A 23,317-nucleotide genomic window follows, 5' to 3' on the forward strand; every position below is an offset into this window, starting at 1 on the left:
CCCCGGCGGGACCGGACCGGCCCTAGCCGCCGATCGCCGACATCGGCCGCTCGGGCTGGAGGAACTCCGGGTCGTCGATTCCGGCCCCGGCCTTCTTGCCCCACATCGCCGCACGCCACAGCGCGGCGATCTCGGCGTCACTGCCGCCCGAGCGCAGCGCCGTCCGCAGGTCCGTCTCACCGGTGGCGAACAGGCAGTTGCGGACCTGGCCGTCGGCGGTCAGCCGGGTGCGGTCGCAGGCGCGGCAGAACGGGCGGGTGACGGAGGCGATCACGCCGACCCCCGCCGGCCCGCCGTCCACCAGCCAGCGCTCGGCGGGCGCCGCGCCCCGGCGGGCCGAGGGCTCGGGGGTGAGCGTGAAGCGGGTGGCGAGCCGCTCCAGGATCTCCTCGGCGGTGATCATCGAGGAGCGGTCCCAGCCGTGCTGGGCGTCCAGCGGCATCTGCTCGATGAACCGCAGCTCGTACCCGCGCTCCAGGCACCAGGCGAGCAGTTCGGGCGCCTCGTGGTCGTTGACCCCCCGCATCAGCACGGCGTTCAGCTTGACCGGCGCCAGTCCGGCGGCCTCGGCGGCGGCCAGCCCGTCGAGCACGTCCTGGTGGCGCCGGCGGCGGGTGAGGGTGTGGAAGGTGTCCGGGTCGAGGGTGTCCAGCGAGACGTTGACCCGGTCCAGCCCTGCGGTGCGCAGCGCCTCGGCGGTGCGGGTGAGGCCTATCCCGTTGGTGGTGAGGGACAGCTCCGGGCGCGGTTCGAGTTCGGAGCAGGCCGCGACGACGGCGACCAGTCCGGGTCGCAGCAGCGGCTCTCCGCCGGTGAAGCGGACCTCGCGCACGCCCAGGTCGCGGACGGCGATCGAGACCAGCCGGACGATCTCCTCGTCGGTCAGCAGATCCGGTCTGGCCAGCCACTGCAGGCCCTCCTCGGGCATGCAGTAGGTGCAGCGCAGATTGCACCGGTCGGTGAGGGAGACCCGCAGGTCCACCGCCTGCCGGCCGAAGGTGTCGAGGAGCACGGCGGTTCCTTCCCGAAAAACGCGGCCGGCCCGGCCACCGTCACGGCGGGGCCGGGCCAGCTTAGCTACTGCCCCGAGGTCAGTGGGCGCCCAGTCCGGTCAGCGAGCGGACCTCCAGTTCAGCGTACTTCGCCGGGTCGGCCGGATCCCTGGACAGCAGGGTGGCGATCCAGCCCGCCAGGAAGCCGACCGGGATCGAGACCAGGCCCGGGTTCTCCAGCGGGAACCAGTGGAAGTCCGCGTCCGGGAAGAGCGAGTTCTTGCCGCCCGAGACGACCGGCGAGAAGGCCACCAGCACCACCGAGGTGATCAGGCCGGCGTAGACCGAGCTGACCGCGCCGACGGTGGTGAACCGCTTCCAGAACAGCGAGTAGAGCAGGGTGGGCAGGTTGGCGGAGGCGGCCACCGCGAAGGCCAGGGCGACCAGGGCGGCGGTGTTGAGCTTGCCCGCGAACAGACTGAGCACGATCGCGATCGCGCCGATCGCGACGGCGGCCCACTTCGCCGAGCGCACCTCCTCCTTCTCGCTGGCCCGGCCGCGCCGGATGACGTTGGCGTACAGGTCATGGGCGAAGGAGGCCGAGGAGGCCAGGGTCAGCCCGGCCACCACGGCGAGGATGGTGGCGAAGGCCACGGCGGAGATCACCGCCAGCAGGACCGCGCCCCCGGTGGAGCCCGCGCCGCCGCCGAGCTGTTCGGCGAGCAGCGGGGCGGCGGTGTTGCCGGACGACTTGGTGTCCTCGATCGCCTTGTGGCCGACGATGGCGGCCGCGCCGAACCCGAGCGCCAGGGTCATCAGGTAGAAGCCGCCGATGATGCCGATCGCCCAGAGCACCGACTTCCGCGCGGCCTTGGCGGTGGGCACGGTGTAGAAGCGGACCAGGATGTGCGGCAGTCCGGCGGTGCCGAGGACCAGCGCGATCCCGAGGCTGATGAAGTCGAGCTTGCTGGTGCCGCTGGCGCCGTACTTCAGCCCCGGTTCGAGGAACGCGGCTCCCTTGCCGCTGGCGTCGGCGGCGGCGCCGAGCAGCGCGGAGGGGTTGAAGTGGTACCTGGCGAGGACCAGGACGGTCATCAGCGCGGTGCCCGCGATCAGCAGCACGGCCTTGACGATCTGCACCCAGGTGGTGCCCTTCATTCCCCCTATCACCACGTAGACCACCATCAGCGCGCCGACCGCGACGATGGTCAGCCGCTTGGCGCCGTCGCCGCTGACGCCGAGCAGCAGTGCCACCAGCGTCCCCGCGCCGACCATCTGGGCGAGCAGGTAGAAGATCGACACCACGATGGTGGAGACGCCGGCGGCGGTGCGCACCGGGCGCTGGCGCATCCGGAAGGCGAGCACGTCGGCCATCGTGTACCGGCCGGAGTTGCGCAGCGGCTCGGCCACCAGGAGCAGCGCCACCAGCCAGGCGACCAGGAAGCCGATCGAGTAGAGGAAGCCGTCGTAGCCGGAGAGCGCGATGGCCCCGGCGATGCCGAGGAAGGACGCGGCGGACATGTAGTCGCCGGAGATGGCCAGGCCGTTCTGGAAGCCGGTGAAGCTGCGGCCGCCGGCGTAGAAGTCGGCGGCGTCCTTGGTCTGCCGCCCGGCCCAGACGGTGATGGCCAGGGTGGCGAGGACGAAGAACCCGAACAGGCTCATCGTCAGGCCGCGGTGCTCGGTGGCGGAGCTGGCGAGCAGGGTCATTCGGCGGCCTCCCGGGGGGCGTGGACCACGGCGCCCTGGCGTTCGCGGATCACGGCGGCGGGCGGGTCGAGCCGCCGGTCCGCGTAGCGCGCGTACCAGGCGGCGATGGCGAAGGTGGTGGCGAACTGCAGCAGCCCCAGCACCAGGGCGACGTTGACGTGCCCGACCACCTTGGTCCCCATCAGGCCCGGGGCGTAGCTGGAGAGCAGGATGTAGAGCAGGTACCAGAGCACGAAGCCGATGGTGACGGGGAAGGCGAAGTTGCGGAACGAGCTCCGCAGCGTTCGGAACTCCTCGCCCTCCTCGATGAGTTGCACTTCCGTAGGGCCAGTGGTGATCGACGGCGATTCCACTCTGTCTCCTCACTCCTTCGGCGTAGCGGTCGCACCAGGGGAACGACCGGACGTGAGCGGCGTCACAGTCCGGATGCGCGCCGCGCAATGCTAGGAGTGCTGCGCCCGCCCCGGAAGGGGTTGACCGCGACCAGCCAGCCGTTCACCCCCACGCAGTAGTCAATTGGCTGAAATCAGACCAGTCCGGTGGGCTTCGTCGGGTACGACCGACCCCCCTCCGAGGCCTCGTTTCCCGGTGACAATCTCCAGCCACTCATGCGATCTTCATGAGTTCATACTTTTACCCACACGCCCGCTTCACGATCCGGCGGTCCGTCACTTTCCGGACAACGAGGCCGGGCTGAAACCGTCACCGGGGCTCCGGCCACAACGGCAGCGGCCCGTGCCACCCCGAAAGGGGACACGGGCCGCTGCCGTCGCCGCGGGCGGGTCAGAACGCGATGCGGACCTTCAGGGCCGAGCGGTCGTCCATCGCGCGGTAGCCGTCCGGAACGCCCTCCAGGCCGACCGTGCGGTCGAAGACCAGGCCGGGCTCGATGGCGCCGGACAGGACGTCGGGGAGCAGCTCGGGGATGTAGGCGCGGGCCGGGGCGACACCGCCCCGGAGCGAGACGTTCCGGCCGAACATCTGGCCGATGTCCACGCCCGCGCTGCCGCCGTGCGGGACGCCCACGTACCCGACCGAGCCGCCGTCGCGGGTGATCGAGACGGCCGTGCGCATCGACTCCTCGGTGCCGACGGCCTCCAGGACGGCGTGCGCGCCCTGGCCGCCGGTCAGCTCCTTCACCGCCTCGATCGCGGCCTCGCCGCGCTCGGCGACCACGTCGGTGGCGCCGAAGCGGCGGGCCAGGTCGGTGCGGGCGGTGTGCCGGCCGAGCGCGATGATCCGGCCCGCGCCGAGGCGGTGCGCGGCCAGCACGCCGCACAGGCCCACCGCGCCGTCGCCGACCACCGCGACGGTGGCGCCCTGGCGGACGCCCGCGGTGACGGCCGCGTGGTGGCCGGTGGCCATCACGTCGGAGAGCGCGAGCAGGTTGGTCAGCAGCTTCTCGTCGCCCGCCGCCTCCTTGGGCAGCCGGACGAGCGTGCCGTCGGCGAACGGGACGCGCACCGCCTCGCCCTGGCCGCCGTCCGAGCCGACCTGGCCCCAGAAACCGCCGTGCGGGCAGGAGGTCTGCAGGCCTTCGAGACAGAAGTCACACGTGCCGTCCGACCAGACGAACGGCGCGACCACCAGGTCGCCCGGCTTGAAGTCGCGGACCGCGGCCCCGGCCTCCTCGACCACGCCGAGGAACTCGTGGCCGATCCGCTGGCCGGCCTCGCGGGCCGCCACGCCCCGGTACGCCCACAGGTCGCTGCCGCAGATGCAGGCGTTCACCACCCGGACCACGACGTCCGTCGGATGCTGGATCACCGGGTCCGGTACGTCCTCGATCCGGATGTCGTTGGGGCCGTGGATCACGGTGGCGCGCATGGGGGTTCGTCCTTCGGGGAGACGGCCGCCTGAGGGGTGGGGGGCAGCCAGGAAATATTCGACTGGATGTACGACGAATACGTCGACCACTCTATTCCGGCCCGCCCGCTCGAACATTTCGACCGAGACCGGTCGCCGCGGCGCTTATTCTGTTTGACCATGCATGCGATCCAGCCCGAGACGTACGGCGCACCGCGGACCGTCCCCGTCCCGGCCCAGCGCTCCGCCGCCCCCGCCGAGGGGTTCGCCGTGGTGGACGTCGAGACCACCGGCCTCGGCCGCTCGGACCGTGTCATCTCGGCGGGTGTCTACCAGCTGGACGCCGACGGCGAGGTCACCGACCACTGGTACACCCTGGTCAACCCCGAGCGGGATCCCGGCCCGGTCTGGATCCACGGCCTGACCGACGACCTGCTCTCCGGCGCACCGACCTTCCCCCAGATCGCCGAGGACCTCGCCGAGCGGCTGCGCGGCCGGGTGATGGTCGCGCACAACGCGCTCTTCGACTGGAACATGATCTCCCGCGAGTTCTCCCGGGCCGGTCTGCGCGCCCCGGTGGAGCAGCGGCTGTGCACCATGGTGCTCTCCCGCGACCTGCGGCTTCCGCTGCCCAACGGCAAGCTGTCCACGCTCGCCGCCTACTTCGGGGTCCAGCAGCGCCGGGCGCACAACGCGCTGGACGACGCCCGGGTGCTCGCGGAGGCGTTCCGTCCCAGCCTGCACCTGGCCCGCCAGGGGGGCGTCCCGCTGCCGCTGCAGTCCTGTGTCGCCGTCACCGACCTCGGCGAGGAGGAGCCCGCCTCGCCCGCCCGCAGCTCCTGGACGGGCTCCTCCTACCGCCAGGCGAAGAAGCGCCCGCCGTGCCCGTACCCGAACCCGGGGCGCTGGGAGGACGGCAAGCCGCTGGTCCAGGGCATGCGGGTGGCGTTCACCGGCGACACCGCGACCGACCGCGAGCTGCTGGAGGACCGCGCGGTGGAGGCCGGGCTGCACATCGCCGGGTCGGTGAGCCGCCTCACCAGCCTGCTGGTGACCAACGAACCGGGCAGCTGGAGCGGCAAGGCCCGCCGGGCCCGCGAGCTCGGCACCCCCGTGGTCGGCGAGGACGCCTTCCTCCAGCTGCTGCGCGAGGTCGCCCCGCACCCCGGTGCGTGATCGGGTTGTGAGGTGGGCGTACCGTGCCCATGTGTACCGTTTTCTGCTCTCCCGGCGCTGGCTGATCACCGTCCTGATCGCCCTGCTGCTGATCCCCGCCACGATCAGGCTGGGGTTCTGGCAGCTGCACCGCCACGAGGCGCGGGTGGCCCGCAACGAGCTGATCACCCAGGCCCTGACCGCGCAGCCGGTGCCGTACGACACCCTGTCGACGGCCCCCGGGTCCACGGTGCCCAAGGACCTGACCTGGCGTGCGGTGACGGCCACCGGGCAGTACGACCCCGAGCACGAGTTCGTGGTCCGCAAGCGGACCGACTCCAGCGGGGACAAGATCGGCTACTTCGTGGTGACCCCGCTGAAGCTGTCCGACGGGCGGGGCACCGTCCTGGTCAACCGCGGCTGGGTGGCCTCCGGCGACTCCGCCACCGCCTACCCGGCGGTCCCGGCCGCACCCTCCGGCGAGGTGGTCCTCACCGGCCGGCTGCGGGCCGACGAGACCTCGGCCGGCAGCGGGATCCGTGACCGGGCCGGGCTGCCGGACCGGCAGTTCAACCTGATCAGCACCGGGCAGCAGGCCAGGGAGAGCGGCGCCGCCCTGCTCGGCGGCTACCTGGAGCTCACCGGCACCGCACCGGCCCCCGCCGACCAGCCGGAGCTGCTGCCCGAGCCCAACCACTCCGACATCGGCCCGCACATGGCGTACGCGATCCAGTGGTGGCTGTTCACCGCGATGATCCCGGTGGGCCTGTGGGTGCTGATCCGCCGCGAGGCCAGGGACCGGGCCAAGGAGGCCGCCGAGGCCGCGGTGTCGACGGAGCCGGAGCCCCTCCCGGTCTGACCCTCCCCGGCCCGGCCGGCTCTGCCCCGGCCCGGCCCGGCCGCTACAGCACGTCCGCCAGCTCGCGCAGCAGCCGCGCCTTCGCCCGGGCACCGACCACCGACCGGACCGGCTCGCCGCCCCGGAACACCATCAGCGTCGGCATCGACAGCACCCCGTACGCAGCCTGGGTCTGCGGGTTGGTGTCCACGTCCAGCTGGACGACGGTCAGCCGGTGCGCCTCCTCCCGCGCGATGTCCGCCAGCACCGGCGCCATCATCCGGCACGGCGGGCACCAGTCGGCCGTGAAGTCCACCAGCACCGGTCCCTCGGCCGCCAGCACCTCGGCGGCGAAGGTCTCGTCCGTGACCGCCGGCACCCCTGTGATCTGCACCATCGCCTACGTCTCCTCCCACTCGATCGCCAATTCACACTGCGGCTGTTCGCCGGCTCCCCCGGAGGCGAGCTCGTCCCGGGCGGCCTGCGCCCGGGCGAACTGGGCGCCCACCTGCACGCGGACCTCCTGGAGCCGGGTGATGCACTCGTCGAGCTCCGCCAGCTTGCGCCGGTAGACCTCCAGCGAGGCGGGGCAGGAGTCGCCCTCGGGGTGCCCCGCCTGCAGGCACTCCACGAACGGCCGGGTCTCCTCCAGGCCGAAGCCGAAGTCCTGCAGCATCCGGATCTGCCGGAGCAGCCGCAGGTCGTCCTCCCCGTACGCGCGGTAGCCGTTGCCGGACCGCCGCGCGGGCAGCAGCCCGACCTGCTCGTAGTACCGCAGCGTCCGGGTGGTCGTGCCCGCCCGCTCCGCCAGCTCACCGATCCGCATGCCCGCTCAGCTCCTTCCGGCCCCTTCCGGCCGTCCCGGGCGCCGTCGAACGCCGCCGGGACCGACGGTAGACCTTGACGCCGACGTCAAGGCCAGCACGGTCGCGGCGGCGCACGCCGCCGCGCGTCCCGCGGCACTACCCGGACGCTCCCGCCACCCGGCAGGATGGGTCCATGGATCTTGGACTGCAGGACAAGGTGTACGTGGTCACCGGCGCCACCCGGGGCCTGGGCTTCGCGGCCGCCCGCGAACTGGCCGCCGACGGCGCCCGGGTGCTGGTCAGCGGACGCGGCAAGGAGTCGGTGGACGCGGCCGTCGCCGAGCTCTCCGCCCTCGGTGGCGGCGGGGCGGCGCACGGCCTGGTGGCCGACAACGCCGATCCGGGCACGGCCGCGCGGCTGATGGCCGAGGCCGTCGAGCGCTTCGGCCGGCTGGACGGTGTGCTGATCAGCGTCGGCGGCCCCTCGGCCGGCCCGGTCTCCACCGCCCCCGAGGAGGCCTGGCGCGACGCCTTCGAGGCGGTCTTCCTCGGCGCCCTGCGGATCGCCCGCGCGGCGGCCGGGGCGCTGGGCGAGGGCGGGGCGATCGGGTTCGTGCTCTCCGGCTCGGTCCGCCAGCCCATCCCCGGCCTCGGCATCTCCAACGGCCTGCGGCCGGGCCTGGCGATGGCCGCCAAGTCGCTGGCCGACGAGCTGGGCCCGCGCGGGATCCGGGTGGTCGGCCTGCTCCCGGCCCGGATCGACACCGACCGGGTCCGCGAGCTCGACGCCCTCGCCGGGGACCCGGACGCCGCCCGCGCCCAGCAGAGCGCCGCGATCCCACTCGGCCGCTACGGCACCCCGGAGGAGTTCGGCAAGGTCGCCGCCTTCCTCCTCTCCCCCGCCGCGTCCTACCTGACCGGCGTGATGGTCCCGGTCGACGGCGGCGCCCTGCGCGGCCTCTGACAGCGCGACGCACGCGCACCCGCGTGTGCGGTGGGCACAGGCGGACGCCTCGCCTAGGGCGTGTTTGCAAAGTCCCGCCGGGTCCGCCGCGACTTTGCAAACACGCCCTAGTGCCGCGTCAGGCAACTTTTGCCCGTCAAGGAGCGGCGTCCGGTGCGTGCTATCGGCGTGCCGGCCGGAAGCCCTCGTACTGGACGTACTTGGGCTTTCGGCCGGTGCGGCGAGAGTGCGTGCCGGGCGTCGCGACGGGGCGAAGGTTGCCTGACGCGGCACTAGTGCACGCGCGGGTGCTTGCGCCGGCTCCGCCGGCTCGGCGCGGCCGGCTTCGCGGCCACCACCCGCATCCGGAGGTCGGCCGGCAGCCCGGCCAGGCCGAGGCTGCTCCGGGCGGCGGCGCGCGGGCCGGTCTCGAAGTGCTCGACCAGCGCCGCCGGGTCGCCGCCCGGGGTCAGCCGGACGGTGCCGCGAAGACGCGGGTGCTTCGGCCCGCGCACCAGCCGGATGCCCACGCGTTCGACCTCGGGAAGCTCCACGGTGCCCGTCTCCAGCGCGTCCTCCAGGGCTCGGGTGCGCAGGCGCAGCCGCAGGCCGGGCACGCCCGGCGTCGGGACGGCGATGCTCGCCGGGCCGTTGCGGCGCAGCTGGGCGAAGAGCCACCAGAGCGTGCCGGCCACCACCAGGACCAGCCCGCCGATGACGGCGGGCCACCACCAGGACCGGTCCACCCAGCGCGTGCGGGAGCGGGTGCCGAACACCGGCTGGTCCGGTGCGGTGAGCGGCCACCCGCTCGGTGGTTCCACCCCCAGCCGCCGGTACAGGTCGAGGCCTCCCGCGAGCACCAGCACCCCGGCGACCAGCAGCACCAGTCCGGCCACCCCCAGCAGCAAACGGTTGACGGTGGATCGGCTCACCGCGCCCTCCCTCGGTCCGCTCGTCTTCCCGGCTCGTCCCTCGAAGCCCGCCGCCCGCGCCGGGCCCGGCTCACCAGCCCGCCTCGGCGCCGCCCGACGTGCCGCCCGGCGGGCCGCCCGGGGCGCCCTCCGCCGTCCCACCCGCCGTCGCCGCCCGGCGGCCGGACCGGCGGCGGGCCGTGCGGACCTCCAGGGTCAGCGGGCGGGCCAGGGTCACCCGGGCCAGTTCCTCGCGCAGCGTGCGCTGGACGGAGGCCGGGTCGGCCGGGCCGGTCAGGGCGATCTTGACCCTGCGGCGGTTGACCCGGACGGCCGTGCGGTCCACGCCCGGCAGGCCCGCGGCGCGGTCGACCAGGAGGGTGGCGACCCCGCCGCGGTCGATCGCGGCGGCGGTGTCGCCGTGCGGGCGCAGCGGGAGCCAGCGGCGCAGGCCGGGGGCGAGCGCGAGCCAGAGCAGCCAGCCGCCGAGCGCGGTGGCCGCCCCGGCTCCGATCAGCACCCCGAGGTCGTCGAGGTGCCGGGTGGCCAGTTCGTCGGCGATCTCGGCACGCCAGCGGCGGGCGGGGTGGCCGGTCCGGACGGCGATCACGTCGTAGAGCAGCGCCGCGGCGATCACCAGGGCGACGGTGGCGACCACCCCGGCGGCCACGGTGCGCGGGGCCCGCAGCCGGGGTACCTTCACGGCGACCTGCTCCGGCTCCGGCAGCAGCCCGGCCTCCGACTCCGACGGCGGCCCCGGCAACGCCTCCGGCTCCGGCGGCCCCGACGGCGGCCCCGAGGAAAGCCCCGAGGAAAGCCCCGACCGCGGCCCCGAAGACGGCTCCGGCTCCTGGGCCGGCGGGCCCTGCGAGGGCTGCCCGGTCACGCCGCTCCCCCGGTCACCAGCCGCTCGACGACCACCACCACCTCGGCGACCCGGGTCCCGGTCAGGCCTCCGACCTGCTCGGCGATCCGGTCCCGCACGGCACCCGCGAGCCGCGCGAGATCGGCCGGGAAGGGCAGCTCGACGGCCACCCGGACGGTGACGGTGCTGCCCGGCGCGGAGACCGACACCTTGGGCGGACGGCCGCGCTCCGCCCGGCCGCTCCACGCGTCGTCGAGCGCCTCACGGGCGGCCCGGGCGGCGATCCGGGCGTAGACCCGGTCCGCGACCCGCAGCCGGCCCCGGGCACCGGGCTCACGTCGGCCGGCCGCGACGGCCGCCATCAACGGCGCCGGTCGCGGCCGCGCAGCAGTTCGCCGAGGTCCCCGAGCTCGATGTCGCCCTCCAGCAGCCGTCCGACCACGAAGCCGACCACTCCGAGCGCGGCCACCAGCAGGAAGGCCGCGAACCCGCCGAAATACCCGGCGAAGCCCAACGCCATACCCACCACCAGGCCGACGATGGCCAGGTTCATCCGCTCCTCCTCGTCTGTACCGGCCCGGCGCCGGGCGGTCGGTCCGGCTCTTGCGGCCGGGTGGCGCTACTTCAGCTTGGGCCGCTGCCCAGAGGAGGGGACCTCCTCTTCCTCCTCCTCGACATCCGGCTCGTCGGGCAGGTGGACGTCGTTGACGGCGATGTTGACCTCGACGACCTCGAGCCCGGTCATCCGCTCGACCGCGTCGATGATGTTCTCCCGGACCTGACGGGCCAGTTCGGGGATCACCACGCCGTACTCGACGACCAGGGCGATGTCGATGGCGGTCTGCTTCTCCCCGACCTCGGCCTTGATCCCGCGCCCGATGCTGGACTTCCCCCCGGGCACCCGGTCCCGCATCGCACCGAAGGTGCGGGAGAGTCCGGAGCCGAGGGCGTGGATGCCGACGACCTCGCGGGCGGCCATCCCGGCGATCTTCTCGACCACGCCGACGGCCAGCGCGGTGCGGCCGCGCTCGGCCAGCGGCTTGGTGCTGTCGCCGGCGGACGGCGTCGCGGCCGCCGCCGTGGCGCCGGAGGAGGGGTTCTTGTGCAGGGTGGCGGGCGTCGGAGTGTCAGGCATGGGCGCTTCTCCCGTCGTACGGCTCCAGCTATATCGCAAATCGCTCCAACTCTGGCATTTCGCCACGATTCCTGCCCCTCGGAGCAGTGCCCGACAGGGCGGGGACGGCCCGGAGGGTGTGCGGGAACGCCGAGGGCTCGACCCCCCGTCGGGGAGTCGGGCCCAGCGGCACGGACCGGCGTCAGTCGCCGATGCCGGCCAGGTCGCGCAGCCGACGTGCCTGCGCCACCCGTTCGGCCGAGCGCTGCTCGTCGAACGAGCGCCCGCCCGCGCCCTGGAGCAGGGCCTTGGTCTCGATCACGGCGTTGCGCGGGGCGGCCAGCAGTGCGGCCGCGAGGTCCCGGGCGGCGGCGTCCAGCTCGGCGGCGGGGACGGCCAGGTTGGCCAGACCGGTCGCGGCCGCCTCCTCGGCACCGACCCAGCGGCCGGTGGCGCAGATCTCCAGCGCCCGGGCAAAGCCGACGAGTTCGGTGAGCGGCTTGGTGCCGGCCAGGTCGGGGACGAGACCGAGCGAGGTCTCCTTCATGGCGAACTGGACGTCGTCGGCGACCACCCGGAGGTCACAGCCGAGGGCGAGCTGGAAGCCGGCGCCGACGGCGTGGCCCTGGACGGCGGCGATGGAGACCAGGTCCGGGCGCCGCCACCAGGTGAAGGCCTCCTGGTAGGAGGCGATGGTGTCGTCGAGGTCCTTGTCCTCGGCGGCGGCCAGCTGGAGGAAGTTGCGCTCCCCGGGGATCCCCTCGGGCGTGAACATCGCGCGGTCGAGCCCGGCGGAGAACGAGACACCCTCGGCGCGCAGCAGCACCACCCGGACGCCGCCCGGCAGTTCGCGGCCGGCGGCGGTCAGCGCACGCCACATCGCGGGCGACTGGGCGTTGCGCCGTTTGGGCTGACAGAGGGTGACGACGGCGAGTTCGCCGTCGACCTCCAGACGGACGCCGTCCTGCTCCCAGCTCGGGGCCTGCGGATCGGTGGCGGGGGCGGTCATGCGGGGACCTCCGGTGGCGAGGGTGCTTGGCTACCGGAGAGTAACAAAGTTGTGGACGCGGCGGCAGGGGCTGTCGCCGGAAACGGGCCGACATCCGGAACGGGCCCGGAAGGCACCCGGTCGGCATGGGGTCGACATGACGATCGGCGGCCGGTTCGTCCGGACCGGGAACAGACGATCAACTGTCGTCTCCCCAGCCGGCGCCCTGCCGCCGAGTCATCCGTCGAAGGAACTGACGGACCGTCAGGAACCAGTCCCAGCAGTAGCTTTGTTCTTGCCCCGCGTGGCACCACCGCGACCCCGGAGGATCACTCCGGACTCGCTCAGCATCCGGTGCACGAAGCCGTACGAGCGACCGGTCTCCTCCGCGAGAGCGCGAATGCTCGCCCCGGAGTCGTACTTCTTCTTGAGATCGGCCGCGAGCTTCTCACGCGCGGCACCGGTCACCCGGCTGCCCTTTTTCAGAGTCTCGGCCACCCGTGCCTCCTCGTAGCGTTGCTCGGTCAGATTCCCATGATCACCCATCCACCGCGTCCTGGCCACCCATTCGGCAAGGTCGATGTCGGGAATGCGTGGTCCGCCGGTGGTGATCCGAGCGCACAAGGGCGCTCACGCAGAGTGCACGCCCCCGGGGGTGATACCGCCATCCGGGGCGAAAGGGCTGATCAGCAGCGTCGGCCCGACCACGATCGAATGGCGGGCCGACGGAAGCTCCTCAAACGGAATCCCGGACCTCTTCATTCCCGGACACGCCGTAAGGACTAGTTTTTCTGGTGCGAAGAACGGACGAGGTGTCTACTCCAGGGCAGACGGAAAGCCGGGACCGGGTCAGGCGAGCGAGACCAGATCGGCGTACGCCGGGCTCCACAGGTCCTCGATCCCGTCCGGCAGCAGGATGATCCGCTCCGGCTGGAGCGCGTCGACCGCGCCCTCGTCGTGGGTGACCAGCACGACCGCGCCGGAGAACTCGCGCAGCGCGCCGAGGATCTCCTCGCGGCTGGCCGGGTCGAGGTTGTTGGTGGGCTCGTCGAGCAGCAGCACGTTGGCGCTGGAGACCACCAGCGAGGCCAGCGCGAGCCTGGTCTTCTCACCGCCGGAGAGCACCCCGGCCGGCTTGTCGACGTCGTCGCCGGAGAACAGGAACGAGCCGAGGATCTTGCGGATCTGCACCAGGTCGGTGTCCGGGGCCGAGGAGCGCATGTTCTCCAGCACCGTGCGCTCCGGGTCCAGGGTCTCGTGCTCCTGGGCGTAGTAGCCGATCTTCAGACCGTGCCCCGGCGTCACCTCGCCGGAGTCAGGCTGCTCGACGCCCGCGAGCATCCGCAGCAGGGTGGTCTTGCCGGCGCCGTTGAGCCCGAGGATGACCACCCGCGAGCCCCGGTCGATCGCCAGGCCTACGTCGGTGAAGATCTCCAGCGAGCCGTAGGACTTGGAGAGGCCCTCGGCCGTCAGCGGGGTCTTGCCGCAGGGGGCCGGGTCCGGGAAGCGCAGCTTGGCGACCTTGTCCGAGACCCGCACCTGCTCCAGGCCGGCCAGCAGCTTCTCCGCGCGGCGGGCCATGTTCTGCGCGGCCACCGTCTTGGTCGCCTTGGCCCGCATCTTGTCGGCCTGCGAGTTGAGGGTCGCGGCCTTCTTCTCCGCGTTGGCGCGCTCGCGCTTGCGGCGCTTCTCGTCGTCCTCGCGCTGCTGCCGGTACTGCTTCCAGCCCATGTTGTAGATGTCGATCGCGGAGCGGTTGGCGTCCAGGTAGAACACCTTGTTGACGACCGTCTCGACCAGCTCGACATCGTGCGAGATCACGATGAAGCCGCCCTTGTACGTCTTCAGGAAGTCCCGCAGCCAGGCGATCGAGTCGGCGTCGAGGTGGTTGGTGGGCTCGTCGAGCAGCAGGATGTCGGCGTCCGAGAAGAGGATCCGGGCCAGCTCCACCCGGCGGCGCTGACCGCCGGAGAGGGTGTGCAGCTCCTGGCCGAGGATGCGGTCCGGCAGCCCGAGGGCGGCGGCGATGGTCGCGGCCTCGGCCTCGGCGGCGTACCCGCCCTTGGTGAGGAACTCGGTCTCCAGGTTGGCGTACTTCTTCATCGCCTTGTCGCGGGTGGCGCCCTTGCCGTTGGCCATCCGCTCCTCGTTCTCGCGCATCTTCTTCAGCACGGTGTCGAGGCCGCGCGCGGAGAGGATGCGGTCGCGGGCCAGCACGTCGAGGTCGCCGGTGCGCGGGTCCTGCGGGAGGTAGCCGACCTGGCCGGAGTTGGTGACCGTGCCGCCGGCCGGGATGCCCTCACCGGCCAGCACCTTGGTGAGCGTGGTCTTGCCGGCGCCGTTGCGCCCGACCAGGCCGATCCGGTCGCCGGGGGCGATCCGGAAGCTCGCGGACTCGATCAGGACACGGGCGCCGGCGCGCAGCTCAAGGGCGTTGGCGGAAATCATGGCTGGGGTACTCCTGGGACGTGGGCGGGCGCCTGGACATGGCACAGGGCCGGGACAGCGGGAAGGGCGTCGTACGTCGACCGGTGCGCCGCGCAGGGCGGCACCGCTCGCCCGCTAATGCCCGGAGAGAACAGCCATGACGGCAAGTCTACCGGGCCCCGCGGGAACGCCCGGGGCAATTACCGCGGTGGGGTACCCGCCGGGGGTCCGTCCAAGGCCCCGGGACCCGTCCTCACGGCTGCGGGTCGGCCTCCGGAACCGGGCAGGAGCCCTGCGGGCGGACCGCGGCGAAGGGCTCGACCGGGCTGCCGCAGGCCGCCTCGGGGGCGGCCGCCCGGGTGTCGAAGACCTTGGTGCCGACGATCGGGCCGTCCGAGATCAGCACCCGCTGGCCGTCCAGCACCTTCAGTGCCACCGCGGGACCGGCGTTCAGCTGCCAGCCGGTGCTGTCCAGCCGGTACCCGCTGATGCCGCCCGACATCGCCTGGCCGCTGCTGTTGGTGCAGCTGCGCGGCACCAGCACCGCGTAGTCCGTCCCGACCGTGCGGGTCGGGTCGTAGACGCAGTTGCCGGCCGGCTTGGAGTTGTAGCGGAGGTCACCGTCGGCGTCCCGGAAGCCCATCGTCAGACCGGGTGTGACGACCGCCACCCACGGCGAGGAGTCCCGGACGGTGTGCAGCGCCGAGGCGGCGCGCTCCAGCGAGGTCTGCTTGCGCTGCGCCTCGGTGCGCTTGTCCGCGCCCGGCTCGTCCTCGCCCTTGAGCCACTCCGCCAGGCCGGGCACGGCCCGGTGCCAGCGCACCTCGTGGTCGCTCGGCCGCACCGAGGTGATCAGGCCGTCGTCCCAGAGCACCACGGCGTTCTCGCCCGCCATCGACAGGTACAGCGCGGTGGCGCCCTCCCGGCGGTAGGACCAGGCGTGCTCCCCGCTCGTGCGGTTGTACGCCTCCAGGCCCGGGCCCACCTTCAGCTCCAGGCCGCCCGTGTCCAGCGACTGCGCGTTGATCGGGCTGGCGTCCGCGCCACCCGGCTCGGCCACCCGGTCCCCGAACGGCACCGGCTTGTTGGCATGCGCGGCCGCGCCCGCCACAAGGACCAGCAGCACGGCCAGGGCAGGGAGGATCGATCGGGGGGTGAGAACACGCAGCGGCTTCCAGGACACGGGCGGAGCGTACCTTTCACCACCCGCGCGAGTCAGCCGGACTCGGCCGCGCGTCCGAACGGTGGACGTCCGGGTGGCCGGTTTGCGCCGTTCGCCCCCACCCGCCCGCCGACCTGCGCCGTCACGGCCCGGGCCGCCCGGACGGCCGCCGCCGCGGACCCGCCCGGTAGGGCCTCCGGGGCCTCCCGGACTGTTACAGAGGTGATACACGGCGCATTGCGGCAGACGGCGTTCGAATATCGCCCACTTTAGGGTGACATTCGGCTTTTCCGACGCCCACTGGGCCTACTGTCGGCGAGCAGGGCACCACGGTCCGTCCGCCCTGCCTCCCGCTCAGCTTCGCCCGGAGGAGAGAGACCCATGCGATACGGCCGCCTGACGCTGGCCGCCGCCGCGCTTCTGCTGCTGACCACCGCCGGGGTCCCCGCGGGGACCCCGCTCAGCCAGACCGAACGGCACACCCTCTCCTCGGACGCCTTCGAGCCGCGCGGCGCCGCGCCCCGCCCGACCGTCCAGCGGCCCCGGCACGAGCCGCCCTTCGGCGCCTTCGTCGGCTCCTGGGACAACTACATCCCCCAGATCGGCCGCTACGCCCAGTGGCTGAACAACGCCAACATGCAGGTCGGCCACACCTATCTGGCCGGAAACGGCTGGGCCGACATCGAGGGCGAGCCGGTGGTGCTCGGCCTGTGGTCGCAGTGGCGGCTCGCCGACCCGAACCGGATGCTCGTCCTCGGTGTGCCGATGCTGGTGCCCAACGAGGCGAACGTGCCGGACGGCGAGGTCGCCAAGCTGCTCGGCCAGGGCGTCCGCGGGGACTTCGACCGGCACTTCCTCAAGCTCGCCCGCCGCCTGGTCGCGCTCGGCGGCGCGGACACCGTGCTCACCCTCGGCTGGGAGATGAACGGGGTCACCTACACCCACCGCTGCAAGCCCGACCCGACCGCCTGGAAGGCCTACTGGCGGCGGATCGTCGGGGTGATGCGCTCGGTGCCCGGCCAGCGGTTCCGCTTCGACTTCGCCCCGAACCGGGGCCTGGACGCCATCCCCTGGACCAAGTGCTACCCCGGCGACGACGTGGTCGACATCATCGGCATGGACAGCTACGACCAGCCGGCCGGCGCCACCTTCGACGACTACGTGCGGGAGCCGTACGGGCTGCAGGACCAGGTCGAGTTCGCCGCCAAGCGCGGCAAGCCCGTCTCGTACCCGGAGTGGGGGCTGTTCCACAACGGGGACAACCCCGACTTCGTCCAGCGGATGGTCGAGTGGATCCGCACCCACGACACCAGCTACCAGACCGTCACCGACTACTGCCCGCACGGCTTCTGGCAGTGCGACAAGAACCCGAGGTCCGGTGCGCGCTACAAGCAGCTGATGTCCGGGTCCAAGGGGGCTCCGGCGGGGGCGTCGACGCCCCCGCCGGAGCCCTCGCCGAAGGCCACCGCCACGCCGTCCCCGAAGGCCACCGCGGGCCCGGGCGCCTCCCCGGCCGCCTCGCCGACCGCGTCCCCCTCGGCGGGTCCGGAGGCGGTGCCGTCGCCCGGCGCAGCAACCCAGGGCAGCGCACCGACCCCGGGCAGCACAGCGGCCCCGGGCGGCACACCGACCGCGGCCGGCTCCTCCGCGGCGAGCCCGACGGCGGCCCGGTCAGCTCCGGCGGCGAGCCGCTAGCGCCTCCTTGAGCCTCGGCAGCCGGGTCTTCAGCACGTGCACCGCCGCCTGCCGGGCCCGGACCGTACCGCCCCGGCAGGCGGCCGCCGGGGCCGGACCGCGCGGGCCGAACAGCAGCCGCTGGTTGGGCAGCCGGTCCGGCCGCCAGCGCTGCTTGTAGGGCTCCTGCCCGCGCAGCAGGCTGAGCTGGGGGATGCCCGCACCGACCGTCTCGTCCAGCGCGGCGCCGAACAGCAGCCCGGCGATGTCCAGCCGCTCCCGCAGCTCCGGGTGCGCCCCGTACAGGTAGAGGCCACCGAAGGACGGGCAGAGCAGCAGCAGGTTCACCGCGACCAGCTCGCCGTTCAGCCAGTACTGGTGGACGGCGGCGCGGCCGGTGGCGACCAGGCCGGTGGTGGACTCGGCGAGGTGGCGGGCGAACCGCTCGGTGCGGTGCTCCGGGGTGACCCCGCGGTCCTGCCACTGCAGGAAGTGCAGCCGCAGCAGGCCCTCCAGCGCCTCCGGAACCTCCTCGGGGGCGGTCGGGCGGACCTCCACCCCGGCCTCGGCGATCTTGCGGAGCTTCACCCGGCTGCGCTGCGCGGTCTTGCCGGGCACCCGCTTGAGCAGCTCCTCCATCGGGACCGCGGGCAGGTACTGGCAGAGCGAGTCGGTGAAGCGGCGGCGCCGGCCCCGCCAGTGCTCGAACACCCGCTGCACCGCCGCCTCGGGGTGCACCTCGCGCAGGTCCAGGCTGTGCCAGGGGCGGGTGAGCGGGAGGGCGGCGGCGAACTCGGCGGCGGCACGGTCGGCGCAGCCGTCGTCGAGCAGGACGTCGGTGAAGTCGATCAGCCCGTCGCCGAGCCCGGTCAGGCCGCCGAGCGGCCCGCGGCGCTGGAAGGCGCCCGCGCCGACCAGCAGGCCGGAGCGGCGCACCAGCACCACCACCAGCTCGCCCGGCCGACCGTACTGGCGCCACCAGGAGCGCTGCCAGACGGCGGCCTGGAAGAAGGTGGCCGTGCGGCAGCGGGCGACCAGGTCGTCCCACTCCTCGGCGAGGACGTCCAGGGCGTCGTCCTCGCGGCGCAGCTCGGTGGTCCAGCGCGGGCGGCCCGCCTGGGCGGGGAGGGCGATGGCACCCGTCCCGGTGTCGGCCTCGGTGCTCATCGGCCGCCCCCGGCGGTGACGGTCTTCTCCTTGCCGGCGGCCCTGCCGGCCTCCTTGGGGTCCTTGGGGTCCTTGGCGGCCTTGGCGTCCTTGGCGTCCCGGGGCTCGCTGCCGTCCGCGGTGCCCCCGGCGGTGCTCGCGGGGGCCTCCTCGGACCTCGGGCGCGGGGTCGCGGGCGCCGCCGCGGGGGTCGCAGGGCCGTCCGGGGCCGCGGGAGCCCCGGAGGCCGGCACGGGAGCGGACTGCGGGGCGGCCGCGGAGCCCCGGCGGCGGGTCATCATCACCAGCGCGCCGATCAGCAGCCCGGCCGCGCCGCCGACCGCGACGTCCAGCTGGGCCGACGGCGTGGTCGGCTTGTCCGGCTCCGCGGCCGGGGCCAGCGGGACCAGTCGGACGCCGGTCTCCTTGCTGCTGGCGTTGGCGAAGGCCACCAGCGAGCGGGCCACCGCGTCGGCGGCCTGGACGGCCTCCTGCGGCCGGGCCCCGGTGCCGGTGATCTCGATCATCGGGGCGTCCGGGGAGGTGGTGCCGTGCACCAGGGACTCCAGCTCCGTCCGGGTGTGGCCGGTCTCGGCGGCGGCCGCCGCGAGCACCTGCGGCTGCCCGGCCAGCCGGCCGTAGGCCTGGGCGAAGTTGATCGCGGTGGCGCTCTCCCCCGTGGTCTGCGGCACCACGATCACATAGGAGTTGGCGGCGTACGACGGGTGTGCGACGACGGCGTACCCGGCGCCGGCCACGGCGCCCAGCGGCACCGCCAGGGCCACCGGCCACCAGCGACGGGCCAGGGTACGGGCGCTTCGGCGCGGTTCGGACATGCGGTGCTCCTTGGATATGAGGGCCGACCGGTGGGCGACCCGGCCGGGCGCGGGCTGCCGGCCGCTCAAGCGGGTGCCAGGCGGTCGTAGAGGGCTCCCAGATCGGCGGCCACCCGGACGATGTCGTAGTGGCCGACCGCCGGGGGTCGGGGCAGCGGGTCGGTGCTGTGGTCGTTCAGATGGCGCAGTTCGCGCAGGGCGGCGGTGTAGGCGCCGGCCTCGGAGGGGATCCGGCGGGCCTGCGGGGCCGCGGCGGGCGGCAGTTCGTCCAGGGCCGGGCAGGCGCTGTGCCGCACCGGCAGGCCTGCCGCCAGGCCCTCCAGCACGCCCAGGCCGAAGGTCTCCTCGGTCGAGGGCGCGGCCAGCACGTCCACGGCGGCGAGGAGTTCGGGGACGTCGTCGCGTTCGCCGGTGAGCACCAGGCGGTCCCGGACGCCGAGGGCGTCGGCCCGGCGCTCCAGGGCGGCGCGCTCGGGGCCCTCCCCGATCAGCACCAGCCTGGCGCCCTGGTCGAGGTCGGCCAGCGCCTCCAGCAGGACGTGGAAGCGCTTGCCGGGCACCAGTCGGCCGACCGCGCCGACCACCCAGCTCTCCGGTGGCAGGCCCAGCTCGGCGCGCAGCCGGTGGCGGACGGCGGCGCGGTCCGCGTCGGTCCGGGTGTAGCGGGCGGCGTCGATGCCGTTGGGGATGAGCTCCACCCGGCCCGGTGGCACGCCCCAGGAGTGCAGGGTCTGGGCCACCTGCCGGGAGACCGCGACGGTGGTGCTGCCGAGGCGTTCGGCGGCCAGGTAGAGGCCCTTGACGCCGCGGGTGACCGGGCGGCCCTCGATCACTCCGGGGTGCAGCGAGTGCTCGGTGGCGACCACCGCCCGGACCCCGGCCAGCCGGGCGGCCAGCCGGCCGTAGAGCCCCGCGCGGTAGAGGTGGGTGTGCACCAGGTCGTAGCCGCCCCCGCGGATCAGCCGGACCAGCCGGGGCAGTGCGCCGAGGTCCCGGTTGCCGCGCATGGCCAGGTGGTGGACGGTCACCCCGTCGGCGCGCAGCGCGGCGGCGACCGTGCCGGGGTTGGTCAGCGCCACCACCTCGCACTGCTGGTGCGCGGGCAGGTGGCGCAGCAGCAGCAGGAGCTGGCGCTCGGCGCCGCCGGAGGCGAGGCCGGTGACGATGTGCAGCACCCTCATCGACGCGCCTTCCTGCCCGTCCGCTTGCCTCCCGGGCGCTCCGGCCCGCCGGTACCCCGCTCGCCGGCCGGGGCCGCGCTCCCCCGCCGGTCCTCGCCCTCGGCGGCGGCGTGTCCCTTGGGTTCGGGGCGGGGACGGCCGGCGAGGCGGCCCTGGCGCAGTTCGGTGACGGTGTCGCGCAGCCGGTGGCGGCCGCGCTTGGCGCGCAGCCGCCAGGCGCCGTCGCGGTCGCCGACGTAGCAGCGGGGCATGGCGAACCGGCCGGTGAGCGGGGAGTGGGCGATGGCGCAGGCGTAGTCGTAGCCGGCGTCGCGCACGGCCAGGGTGGCGGGCAGGTCGACGGCGCCGTACGGGTAGCAGAAGCCGGTGACGGGCCCGCCGACGACCTCCTCCAGGGCCCGGCGGCTCTCCCTGGTCTGGGTGGCGAGCACGTCGGCGGGCAGGCCGGGAAGGGCCTGGTGGCCGAGGCCGTGCGAGCCGATCTCCCAGCCGGCGGCTGCGAGTTCGGTGACCTGGTCGACGGTCAGCAGCTTCTTGCGCGGGCCCTCGGCGTCCCAGTCGTTGGCCCGGCCGAGCAGATCGGCGACCACGTAGGCGGTGGCGGTGAAGCCGTACTCCTGCAGGATCGGGACGGCGTGCCGGGCGAAGTCGGCGTAACCGTCGTCGAAGGTCAGACCGACCAGCTTGGCGTCCCGTCCGGCGGCCCGGGCGCGCATCAGGTCGCGGACCGAGACGCCGCGCCGGCCGCAGCGGTGCAACCAGGCCATCTGGTCGGCGAACCGCTCGGGGCTGACGGTCAGCAGGTACGGGTCCTCCTGCTCGACGGCCACCGAGTGGTACATCAGGATCCACGGCGAGGCGGGGCCCGCCCCCGGGAGCGCGGCGCCGGACACGGGCCGGCGGCTCCTCGGCAGCCGTGCCTGCGGGCGGCGGACCTCGGTGCGCGGCGCGTCGGCGCGCGGTCCGGTCGCCGTCGGCACCACGGAGCGGCGTACGCCCGACAGGACCGAACGGACCGATCCCCGTTCAGCGTCCATGGGGAACCTTCCCTTCATCGGCTACAGGTGGCGGGCACAGGGCCCGGACTGCGGCGAGGACCGGGCCGCGCACCTCGCGGGCGCCGAGGCCGGTACCGAGGGCCGCGAAGGCCAGCGCCACGGTGGCGCCGCCGAGCAGGGTCGAGAGCAGGGGGTCGGCGGGCAGCCCGGCGGCGGGGGTGCCGAGGGCCGCGGCGCCGGCGGCGGCGGCGAGCAGTCGGGCGTGGCCGCCGAGCACCCGGCGCAGGCGCAGCGCGATGCCGCGCAGGACCAGTCCGCGCAGCAGCAGGACGGCGGTGGCGGTGATGCCGGCCGCGTTGCCGGCGGCCAGGCCGAGGGCGCCGAAGCGGGGGGTGGCGAGGAGGCCGACGGTGACGGTGACGACCAGGCCGAGGACCATCGCGGCGGCGGGGTACCAGTCGAGCAGTCGGCGCCCGCCGTCCTCGGGGCGCGGGTCGCCGGCCCGGCGGACCACCGGGCGCAGCGAGAAGTACGGGCGGATCATCACGCCGATCAGGGCCTGGGCGGGCAGGCCGAAGCTGTAGACCCGGATGACGGCGGCGGTGGCGGCGGTGTCCCGCGGGCCGAAGGCGCCGCGTTCGAAGAGCAGGGCGACCACGGAGGGGGCGCAGGCCAGCAGGAAGGCGGTGCCGAACAGGACGACCGCGGCGGCCTGGCCGAGGTCCTTCTCGACCCGGTCGCGGGCGGCGGTGAGGTCTCCGGCGGCGAGCGCCCGGGCGACCAGCGGGAAGGTGACGGTGCAGATCAGGATCGCGGCCGTCATGGCGAGTTGGGAGACCTTGGCGGCGTAGTTGAGGTGCGAGATGGTGCCGGGCGGCAGCGCGGAGCCGAGAAAGCGCTCGATGAAGACCTGGGCCTGCCGGGTCAGCGTGAACGCGGCGACCGGCAGCAGGGCGAGCGGGATCAGCACCAGGGAGTTGCGGGAGCGGTGGCCCCGGGCGCGCCGGCCGGTGCGCAGCCGGCGCAGGAAGGGGACGACCAGCAGGCCGGCCATCAGCAGGCTGCCGACGGCGACCCCGATCGCGGCGGACCGCACGCCCCACAGGGCGTGGGCGCTGAGCAGGACGCCGAGGATGCCGACGTTGTAGGCGACGTAGATCCCGGCGGGGGCGGTGAAGCGGTGGTGGGCGCGCAGGGCGGCGGCCAGGTAGCCGGCCACGCCGAACGGCAGCACGGTGAGCGCGGTGATCCGGGTGCAGGTGACGGCGAGCTGGGGGTTGGCGAGGCCCGGGGCGAGCAGGTCGACCAGCTGGGGGGCGCCGAGGGCCGCTCCGAGCGAGAGGGCGCCGAGGACGAGCAGCAGCCAGGGCAGGGTGGCGCGGACCAGCTGGCGGACCGGGTCGGGGCCGTCGGGGTGCTCCTCGCGCAGGACGAGGGCCAGGGCGAAGGCGGGCACCATGAGGAAGGACATGGCGTCCTCGATCAGCAGCGGCGCGGCGCTCTCGGGGACGGTCCAGGCGACCAGGAAGGCGTCGGTGCCCTGGTTGGCGCCGAAGTAGCGGGCCAGCAGCAGGTCGCGCAGCAGCCCGAGGGCGGAGCCGGCGGCGCTGAGCACGGCGGTGACGCCGAAGGCCTTGACGAGGAAGCCGCCCGCCGCCCGGCCGGTCGCCTCCGGGGCGCCCGGACCGGGCGCGCCCCTTCGGTTCGGCGCGGGCACGGGCGCGGGCGCCGGGACAGGGGCGGCCGGGACGGGGACAGGGACAGG

General features: G+C 74.1%; 24 protein-coding genes. 4 read left to right on the forward strand and 20 right to left on the reverse strand.

Going from position 1 to position 23,317, the window contains the following annotated elements; translation table 11 throughout:
• Window positions 1-22: 22 nt before the first annotated feature.
• The 4 genes from moaA to ACFVVX_RS04700 all read right to left on the reverse strand — a co-directional run bounded on the left by moaA (window position 23) and on the right by ACFVVX_RS04700 (window position 4,529).
• Window positions 23-1,012 carry a GTP 3',8-cyclase MoaA gene (gene moaA / locus ACFVVX_RS04685; RefSeq protein ID WP_387941378.1) on the reverse strand — a complete coding sequence of 330 codons (990 nt, stop codon included), beginning with the start codon at window positions 1,010-1,012 and terminating at the stop codon, window positions 23-25.
• A gap of 79 nt (window positions 1,013-1,091) precedes the next feature.
• Window positions 1,092-2,702 carry a cation acetate symporter gene (locus ACFVVX_RS04690; RefSeq protein ID WP_387941380.1) on the reverse strand — a complete coding sequence of 537 codons (1,611 nt, stop codon included), beginning with the start codon at window positions 2,700-2,702 and terminating at the stop codon, window positions 1,092-1,094.
• A complete protein-coding gene (locus ACFVVX_RS04695) occupies window positions 2,699-3,019 on the reverse strand; it encodes a DUF485 domain-containing protein (protein WP_387941382.1) in 321 nt (106 codons plus the stop codon). The genes ACFVVX_RS04690 and ACFVVX_RS04695 overlap by 4 nt, the downstream gene beginning before the upstream one ends.
• A 466-nt stretch (window positions 3,020-3,485) precedes the next feature.
• On the reverse strand, window positions 3,486-4,529 hold the full coding sequence (locus tag ACFVVX_RS04700) for a zinc-dependent alcohol dehydrogenase family protein (protein WP_387941384.1): 1,044 nt from the start codon (window positions 4,527-4,529) through the stop codon (window positions 3,486-3,488).
• A gap of 159 nt (window positions 4,530-4,688) precedes the next feature.
• Between ACFVVX_RS04700 and ACFVVX_RS04705 the strand changes: the two genes are divergently transcribed.
• Window positions 4,689-5,684, forward strand: a complete 996-nt coding sequence (locus ACFVVX_RS04705) for a DEDDh family exonuclease (protein WP_387941386.1) — start codon at window positions 4,689-4,691, stop codon at window positions 5,682-5,684.
• 31 nt (window positions 5,685-5,715) lie between these two features.
• Window positions 5,716-6,522 carry an SURF1 family protein gene (locus ACFVVX_RS04710; protein WP_387941388.1) on the forward strand — a complete coding sequence of 269 codons (807 nt, stop codon included), beginning with the start codon at window positions 5,716-5,718 and terminating at the stop codon, window positions 6,520-6,522.
• 43 nt (window positions 6,523-6,565) lie between these two features.
• On the opposite strand, the gene trxA is transcribed toward ACFVVX_RS04710, so the two are convergent.
• Entirely contained in the window at window positions 6,566-6,898 is a 333-nt protein-coding gene (gene trxA / locus ACFVVX_RS04715; protein WP_387941390.1) for a thioredoxin, read from the reverse strand.
• Window positions 6,899-6,901: 3 nt separating this feature from the next.
• On the reverse strand, window positions 6,902-7,327 hold the full coding sequence (locus tag ACFVVX_RS04720) for a MerR family transcriptional regulator (protein WP_387941392.1): 426 nt from the start codon (window positions 7,325-7,327) through the stop codon (window positions 6,902-6,904).
• Window positions 7,328-7,500: 173 nt separating this feature from the next.
• Between ACFVVX_RS04720 and ACFVVX_RS04725 the strand changes: the two genes are divergently transcribed.
• Entirely contained in the window at window positions 7,501-8,271 is a 771-nt protein-coding gene (locus ACFVVX_RS04725) for an SDR family oxidoreductase (protein WP_387941394.1), read from the forward strand.
• A 272-nt stretch (window positions 8,272-8,543) separates the two neighbouring features.
• Here the strand turns inward: ACFVVX_RS04725 and ACFVVX_RS04730 are convergent, their stop codons facing one another.
• From ACFVVX_RS04730 to ACFVVX_RS04770, 9 genes are all read right to left on the reverse strand, one after another.
• Complete coding sequence (locus ACFVVX_RS04730) at window positions 8,544-9,182, reverse strand: alkaline shock response membrane anchor protein AmaP (RefSeq protein ID WP_387941396.1); 639 nt, start codon at window positions 9,180-9,182, stop codon at window positions 8,544-8,546.
• 70 nt (window positions 9,183-9,252) lie between these two features.
• Window positions 9,253-9,924 carry a DUF6286 domain-containing protein gene (locus ACFVVX_RS04735; RefSeq protein ID WP_387941398.1) on the reverse strand — a complete coding sequence of 224 codons (672 nt, stop codon included), beginning with the start codon at window positions 9,922-9,924 and terminating at the stop codon, window positions 9,253-9,255.
• A gap of 119 nt (window positions 9,925-10,043) precedes the next feature.
• The gene (locus ACFVVX_RS04740) at window positions 10,044-10,388 is read right to left on the reverse strand and encodes a hypothetical protein (RefSeq protein ID WP_387941400.1); all 345 of its coding nucleotides are present in this window, start codon (window positions 10,386-10,388) and stop codon (window positions 10,044-10,046) included.
• Window positions 10,388-10,579: a hypothetical protein gene (locus ACFVVX_RS04745; RefSeq protein ID WP_387941402.1), complete on the reverse strand. Its 192-nt coding sequence runs from the start codon at window positions 10,577-10,579 to the stop codon at window positions 10,388-10,390. The genes ACFVVX_RS04740 and ACFVVX_RS04745 overlap by 1 nt, the downstream gene beginning before the upstream one ends.
• A 66-nt stretch (window positions 10,580-10,645) precedes the next feature.
• Window positions 10,646-11,161, reverse strand: coding sequence for an Asp23/Gls24 family envelope stress response protein (locus ACFVVX_RS04750; RefSeq protein ID WP_387941403.1), 516 nt, complete (start codon window positions 11,159-11,161; stop codon window positions 10,646-10,648).
• A gap of 181 nt (window positions 11,162-11,342) precedes the next feature.
• Complete coding sequence (locus ACFVVX_RS04755) at window positions 11,343-12,149, reverse strand: enoyl-CoA hydratase/isomerase family protein (RefSeq protein WP_387941405.1); 807 nt, start codon at window positions 12,147-12,149, stop codon at window positions 11,343-11,345.
• A gap of 243 nt (window positions 12,150-12,392) precedes the next feature.
• Complete coding sequence (locus tag ACFVVX_RS04760) at window positions 12,393-12,626, reverse strand: helix-turn-helix domain-containing protein (RefSeq protein WP_387941908.1); 234 nt, start codon at window positions 12,624-12,626, stop codon at window positions 12,393-12,395.
• A 351-nt stretch (window positions 12,627-12,977) separates the two neighbouring features.
• Entirely contained in the window at window positions 12,978-14,576 is a 1,599-nt protein-coding gene (locus ACFVVX_RS04765; RefSeq protein ID WP_387941407.1) for an ABC-F family ATP-binding cassette domain-containing protein, read from the reverse strand.
• 232 nt (window positions 14,577-14,808) lie between these two features.
• Window positions 14,809-15,738 carry a hypothetical protein gene (locus ACFVVX_RS04770; protein ID WP_387941409.1) on the reverse strand — a complete coding sequence of 310 codons (930 nt, stop codon included), beginning with the start codon at window positions 15,736-15,738 and terminating at the stop codon, window positions 14,809-14,811.
• Between the two features lie 360 nt (window positions 15,739-16,098).
• Here ACFVVX_RS04770 and ACFVVX_RS04775 point away from each other — a divergent pair, with 360 nt between their 5' ends.
• The gene (locus tag ACFVVX_RS04775; protein WP_387941411.1) at window positions 16,099-17,412 is read left to right on the forward strand and encodes a glycosyl hydrolase; all 1,314 of its coding nucleotides are present in this window, start codon (window positions 16,099-16,101) and stop codon (window positions 17,410-17,412) included.
• Here the strand turns inward: ACFVVX_RS04775 and ACFVVX_RS04780 are convergent.
• The 5 genes from ACFVVX_RS04780 to ACFVVX_RS04800 form a co-directional block, all read right to left on the reverse strand.
• Window positions 17,389-18,558 (reverse strand): GNAT family N-acetyltransferase, encoded by a 1,170-nt coding sequence (locus ACFVVX_RS04780; RefSeq protein WP_387941413.1) that lies wholly within the window; start codon window positions 18,556-18,558, stop codon window positions 17,389-17,391. The two genes, ACFVVX_RS04775 and ACFVVX_RS04780, sit on opposite strands and share 24 nt — an antisense overlap.
• Complete coding sequence (locus ACFVVX_RS04785) at window positions 18,555-19,373, reverse strand: hypothetical protein (RefSeq protein WP_387941415.1); 819 nt, start codon at window positions 19,371-19,373, stop codon at window positions 18,555-18,557. The genes ACFVVX_RS04780 and ACFVVX_RS04785 overlap by 4 nt, the downstream gene beginning before the upstream one ends.
• A gap of 65 nt (window positions 19,374-19,438) precedes the next feature.
• Window positions 19,439-20,554, reverse strand: a complete 1,116-nt coding sequence (locus ACFVVX_RS04790; protein ID WP_387941416.1) for a glycosyltransferase — start codon at window positions 20,552-20,554, stop codon at window positions 19,439-19,441.
• Window positions 20,551-21,591: a polysaccharide deacetylase family protein gene (locus tag ACFVVX_RS04795; protein WP_387941418.1), complete on the reverse strand. Its 1,041-nt coding sequence runs from the start codon at window positions 21,589-21,591 to the stop codon at window positions 20,551-20,553. The genes ACFVVX_RS04790 and ACFVVX_RS04795 overlap by 4 nt, the downstream gene beginning before the upstream one ends.
• A complete protein-coding gene (locus tag ACFVVX_RS04800) occupies window positions 21,581-23,269 on the reverse strand; it encodes a lipid II flippase MurJ (RefSeq protein ID WP_387941420.1) in 1,689 nt (562 codons plus the stop codon). The genes ACFVVX_RS04795 and ACFVVX_RS04800 overlap by 11 nt, the downstream gene beginning before the upstream one ends.
• Window positions 23,270-23,317 lie beyond the last annotated feature (48 nt).

It is taken from the genome of Kitasatospora sp. NPDC058170 (assembly GCF_042883905.1).
Taxonomy (GTDB): Bacteria; Actinomycetota; Actinomycetes; order Streptomycetales; family Streptomycetaceae; genus Kitasatospora.

Coding starts and splice junctions, on each gene's coding strand:
- ACFVVX_RS04790 (WP_387941416.1), bottom strand. CDS start 20,554: ATGAGGGTGCTGCACATCGTCACCGGCCTCGCCTCCGGCGGCGCCGAG.
- ACFVVX_RS04795 (WP_387941418.1), bottom strand. CDS start 21,591: ATGGACGCTGAACGGGGATCGGTCCGTTCGGTCCTGTCGGGCGTACGC.
- ACFVVX_RS04755 (WP_387941405.1), bottom strand. CDS start 12,149: ATGACCGCCCCCGCCACCGATCCGCAGGCCCCGAGCTGGGAGCAGGAC.
- ACFVVX_RS04785 (WP_387941415.1), bottom strand. CDS start 19,373: ATGTCCGAACCGCGCCGAAGCGCCCGTACCCTGGCCCGTCGCTGGTGG.
- ACFVVX_RS04780 (WP_387941413.1), bottom strand. CDS start 18,558: ATGAGCACCGAGGCCGACACCGGGACGGGTGCCATCGCCCTCCCCGCC.
- ACFVVX_RS04740 (WP_387941400.1), bottom strand. CDS start 10,388: ATGGCGGCCGTCGCGGCCGGCCGACGTGAGCCCGGTGCCCGGGGCCGG.
- trxA (WP_387941390.1), bottom strand. CDS start 6,898: ATGGTGCAGATCACAGGGGTGCCGGCGGTCACGGACGAGACCTTCGCC.
- ACFVVX_RS04725 (WP_387941394.1), top strand. CDS start 7,501: ATGGATCTTGGACTGCAGGACAAGGTGTACGTGGTCACCGGCGCCACC.
- ACFVVX_RS04750 (WP_387941403.1), bottom strand. CDS start 11,161: ATGCCTGACACTCCGACGCCCGCCACCCTGCACAAGAACCCCTCCTCC.
- ACFVVX_RS04700 (WP_387941384.1), bottom strand. CDS start 4,529: ATGCGCGCCACCGTGATCCACGGCCCCAACGACATCCGGATCGAGGAC.
- ACFVVX_RS04690 (WP_387941380.1), bottom strand. CDS start 2,702: ATGACCCTGCTCGCCAGCTCCGCCACCGAGCACCGCGGCCTGACGATG.
- ACFVVX_RS04720 (WP_387941392.1), bottom strand. CDS start 7,327: ATGCGGATCGGTGAGCTGGCGGAGCGGGCGGGCACGACCACCCGGACG.
- ACFVVX_RS04705 (WP_387941386.1), top strand. CDS start 4,689: ATGCATGCGATCCAGCCCGAGACGTACGGCGCACCGCGGACCGTCCCC.
- ACFVVX_RS04775 (WP_387941411.1), top strand. CDS start 16,099: ATGCGATACGGCCGCCTGACGCTGGCCGCCGCCGCGCTTCTGCTGCTG.
- ACFVVX_RS04765 (WP_387941407.1), bottom strand. CDS start 14,576: ATGATTTCCGCCAACGCCCTTGAGCTGCGCGCCGGCGCCCGTGTCCTG.
- ACFVVX_RS04745 (WP_387941402.1), bottom strand. CDS start 10,579: ATGAACCTGGCCATCGTCGGCCTGGTGGTGGGTATGGCGTTGGGCTTC.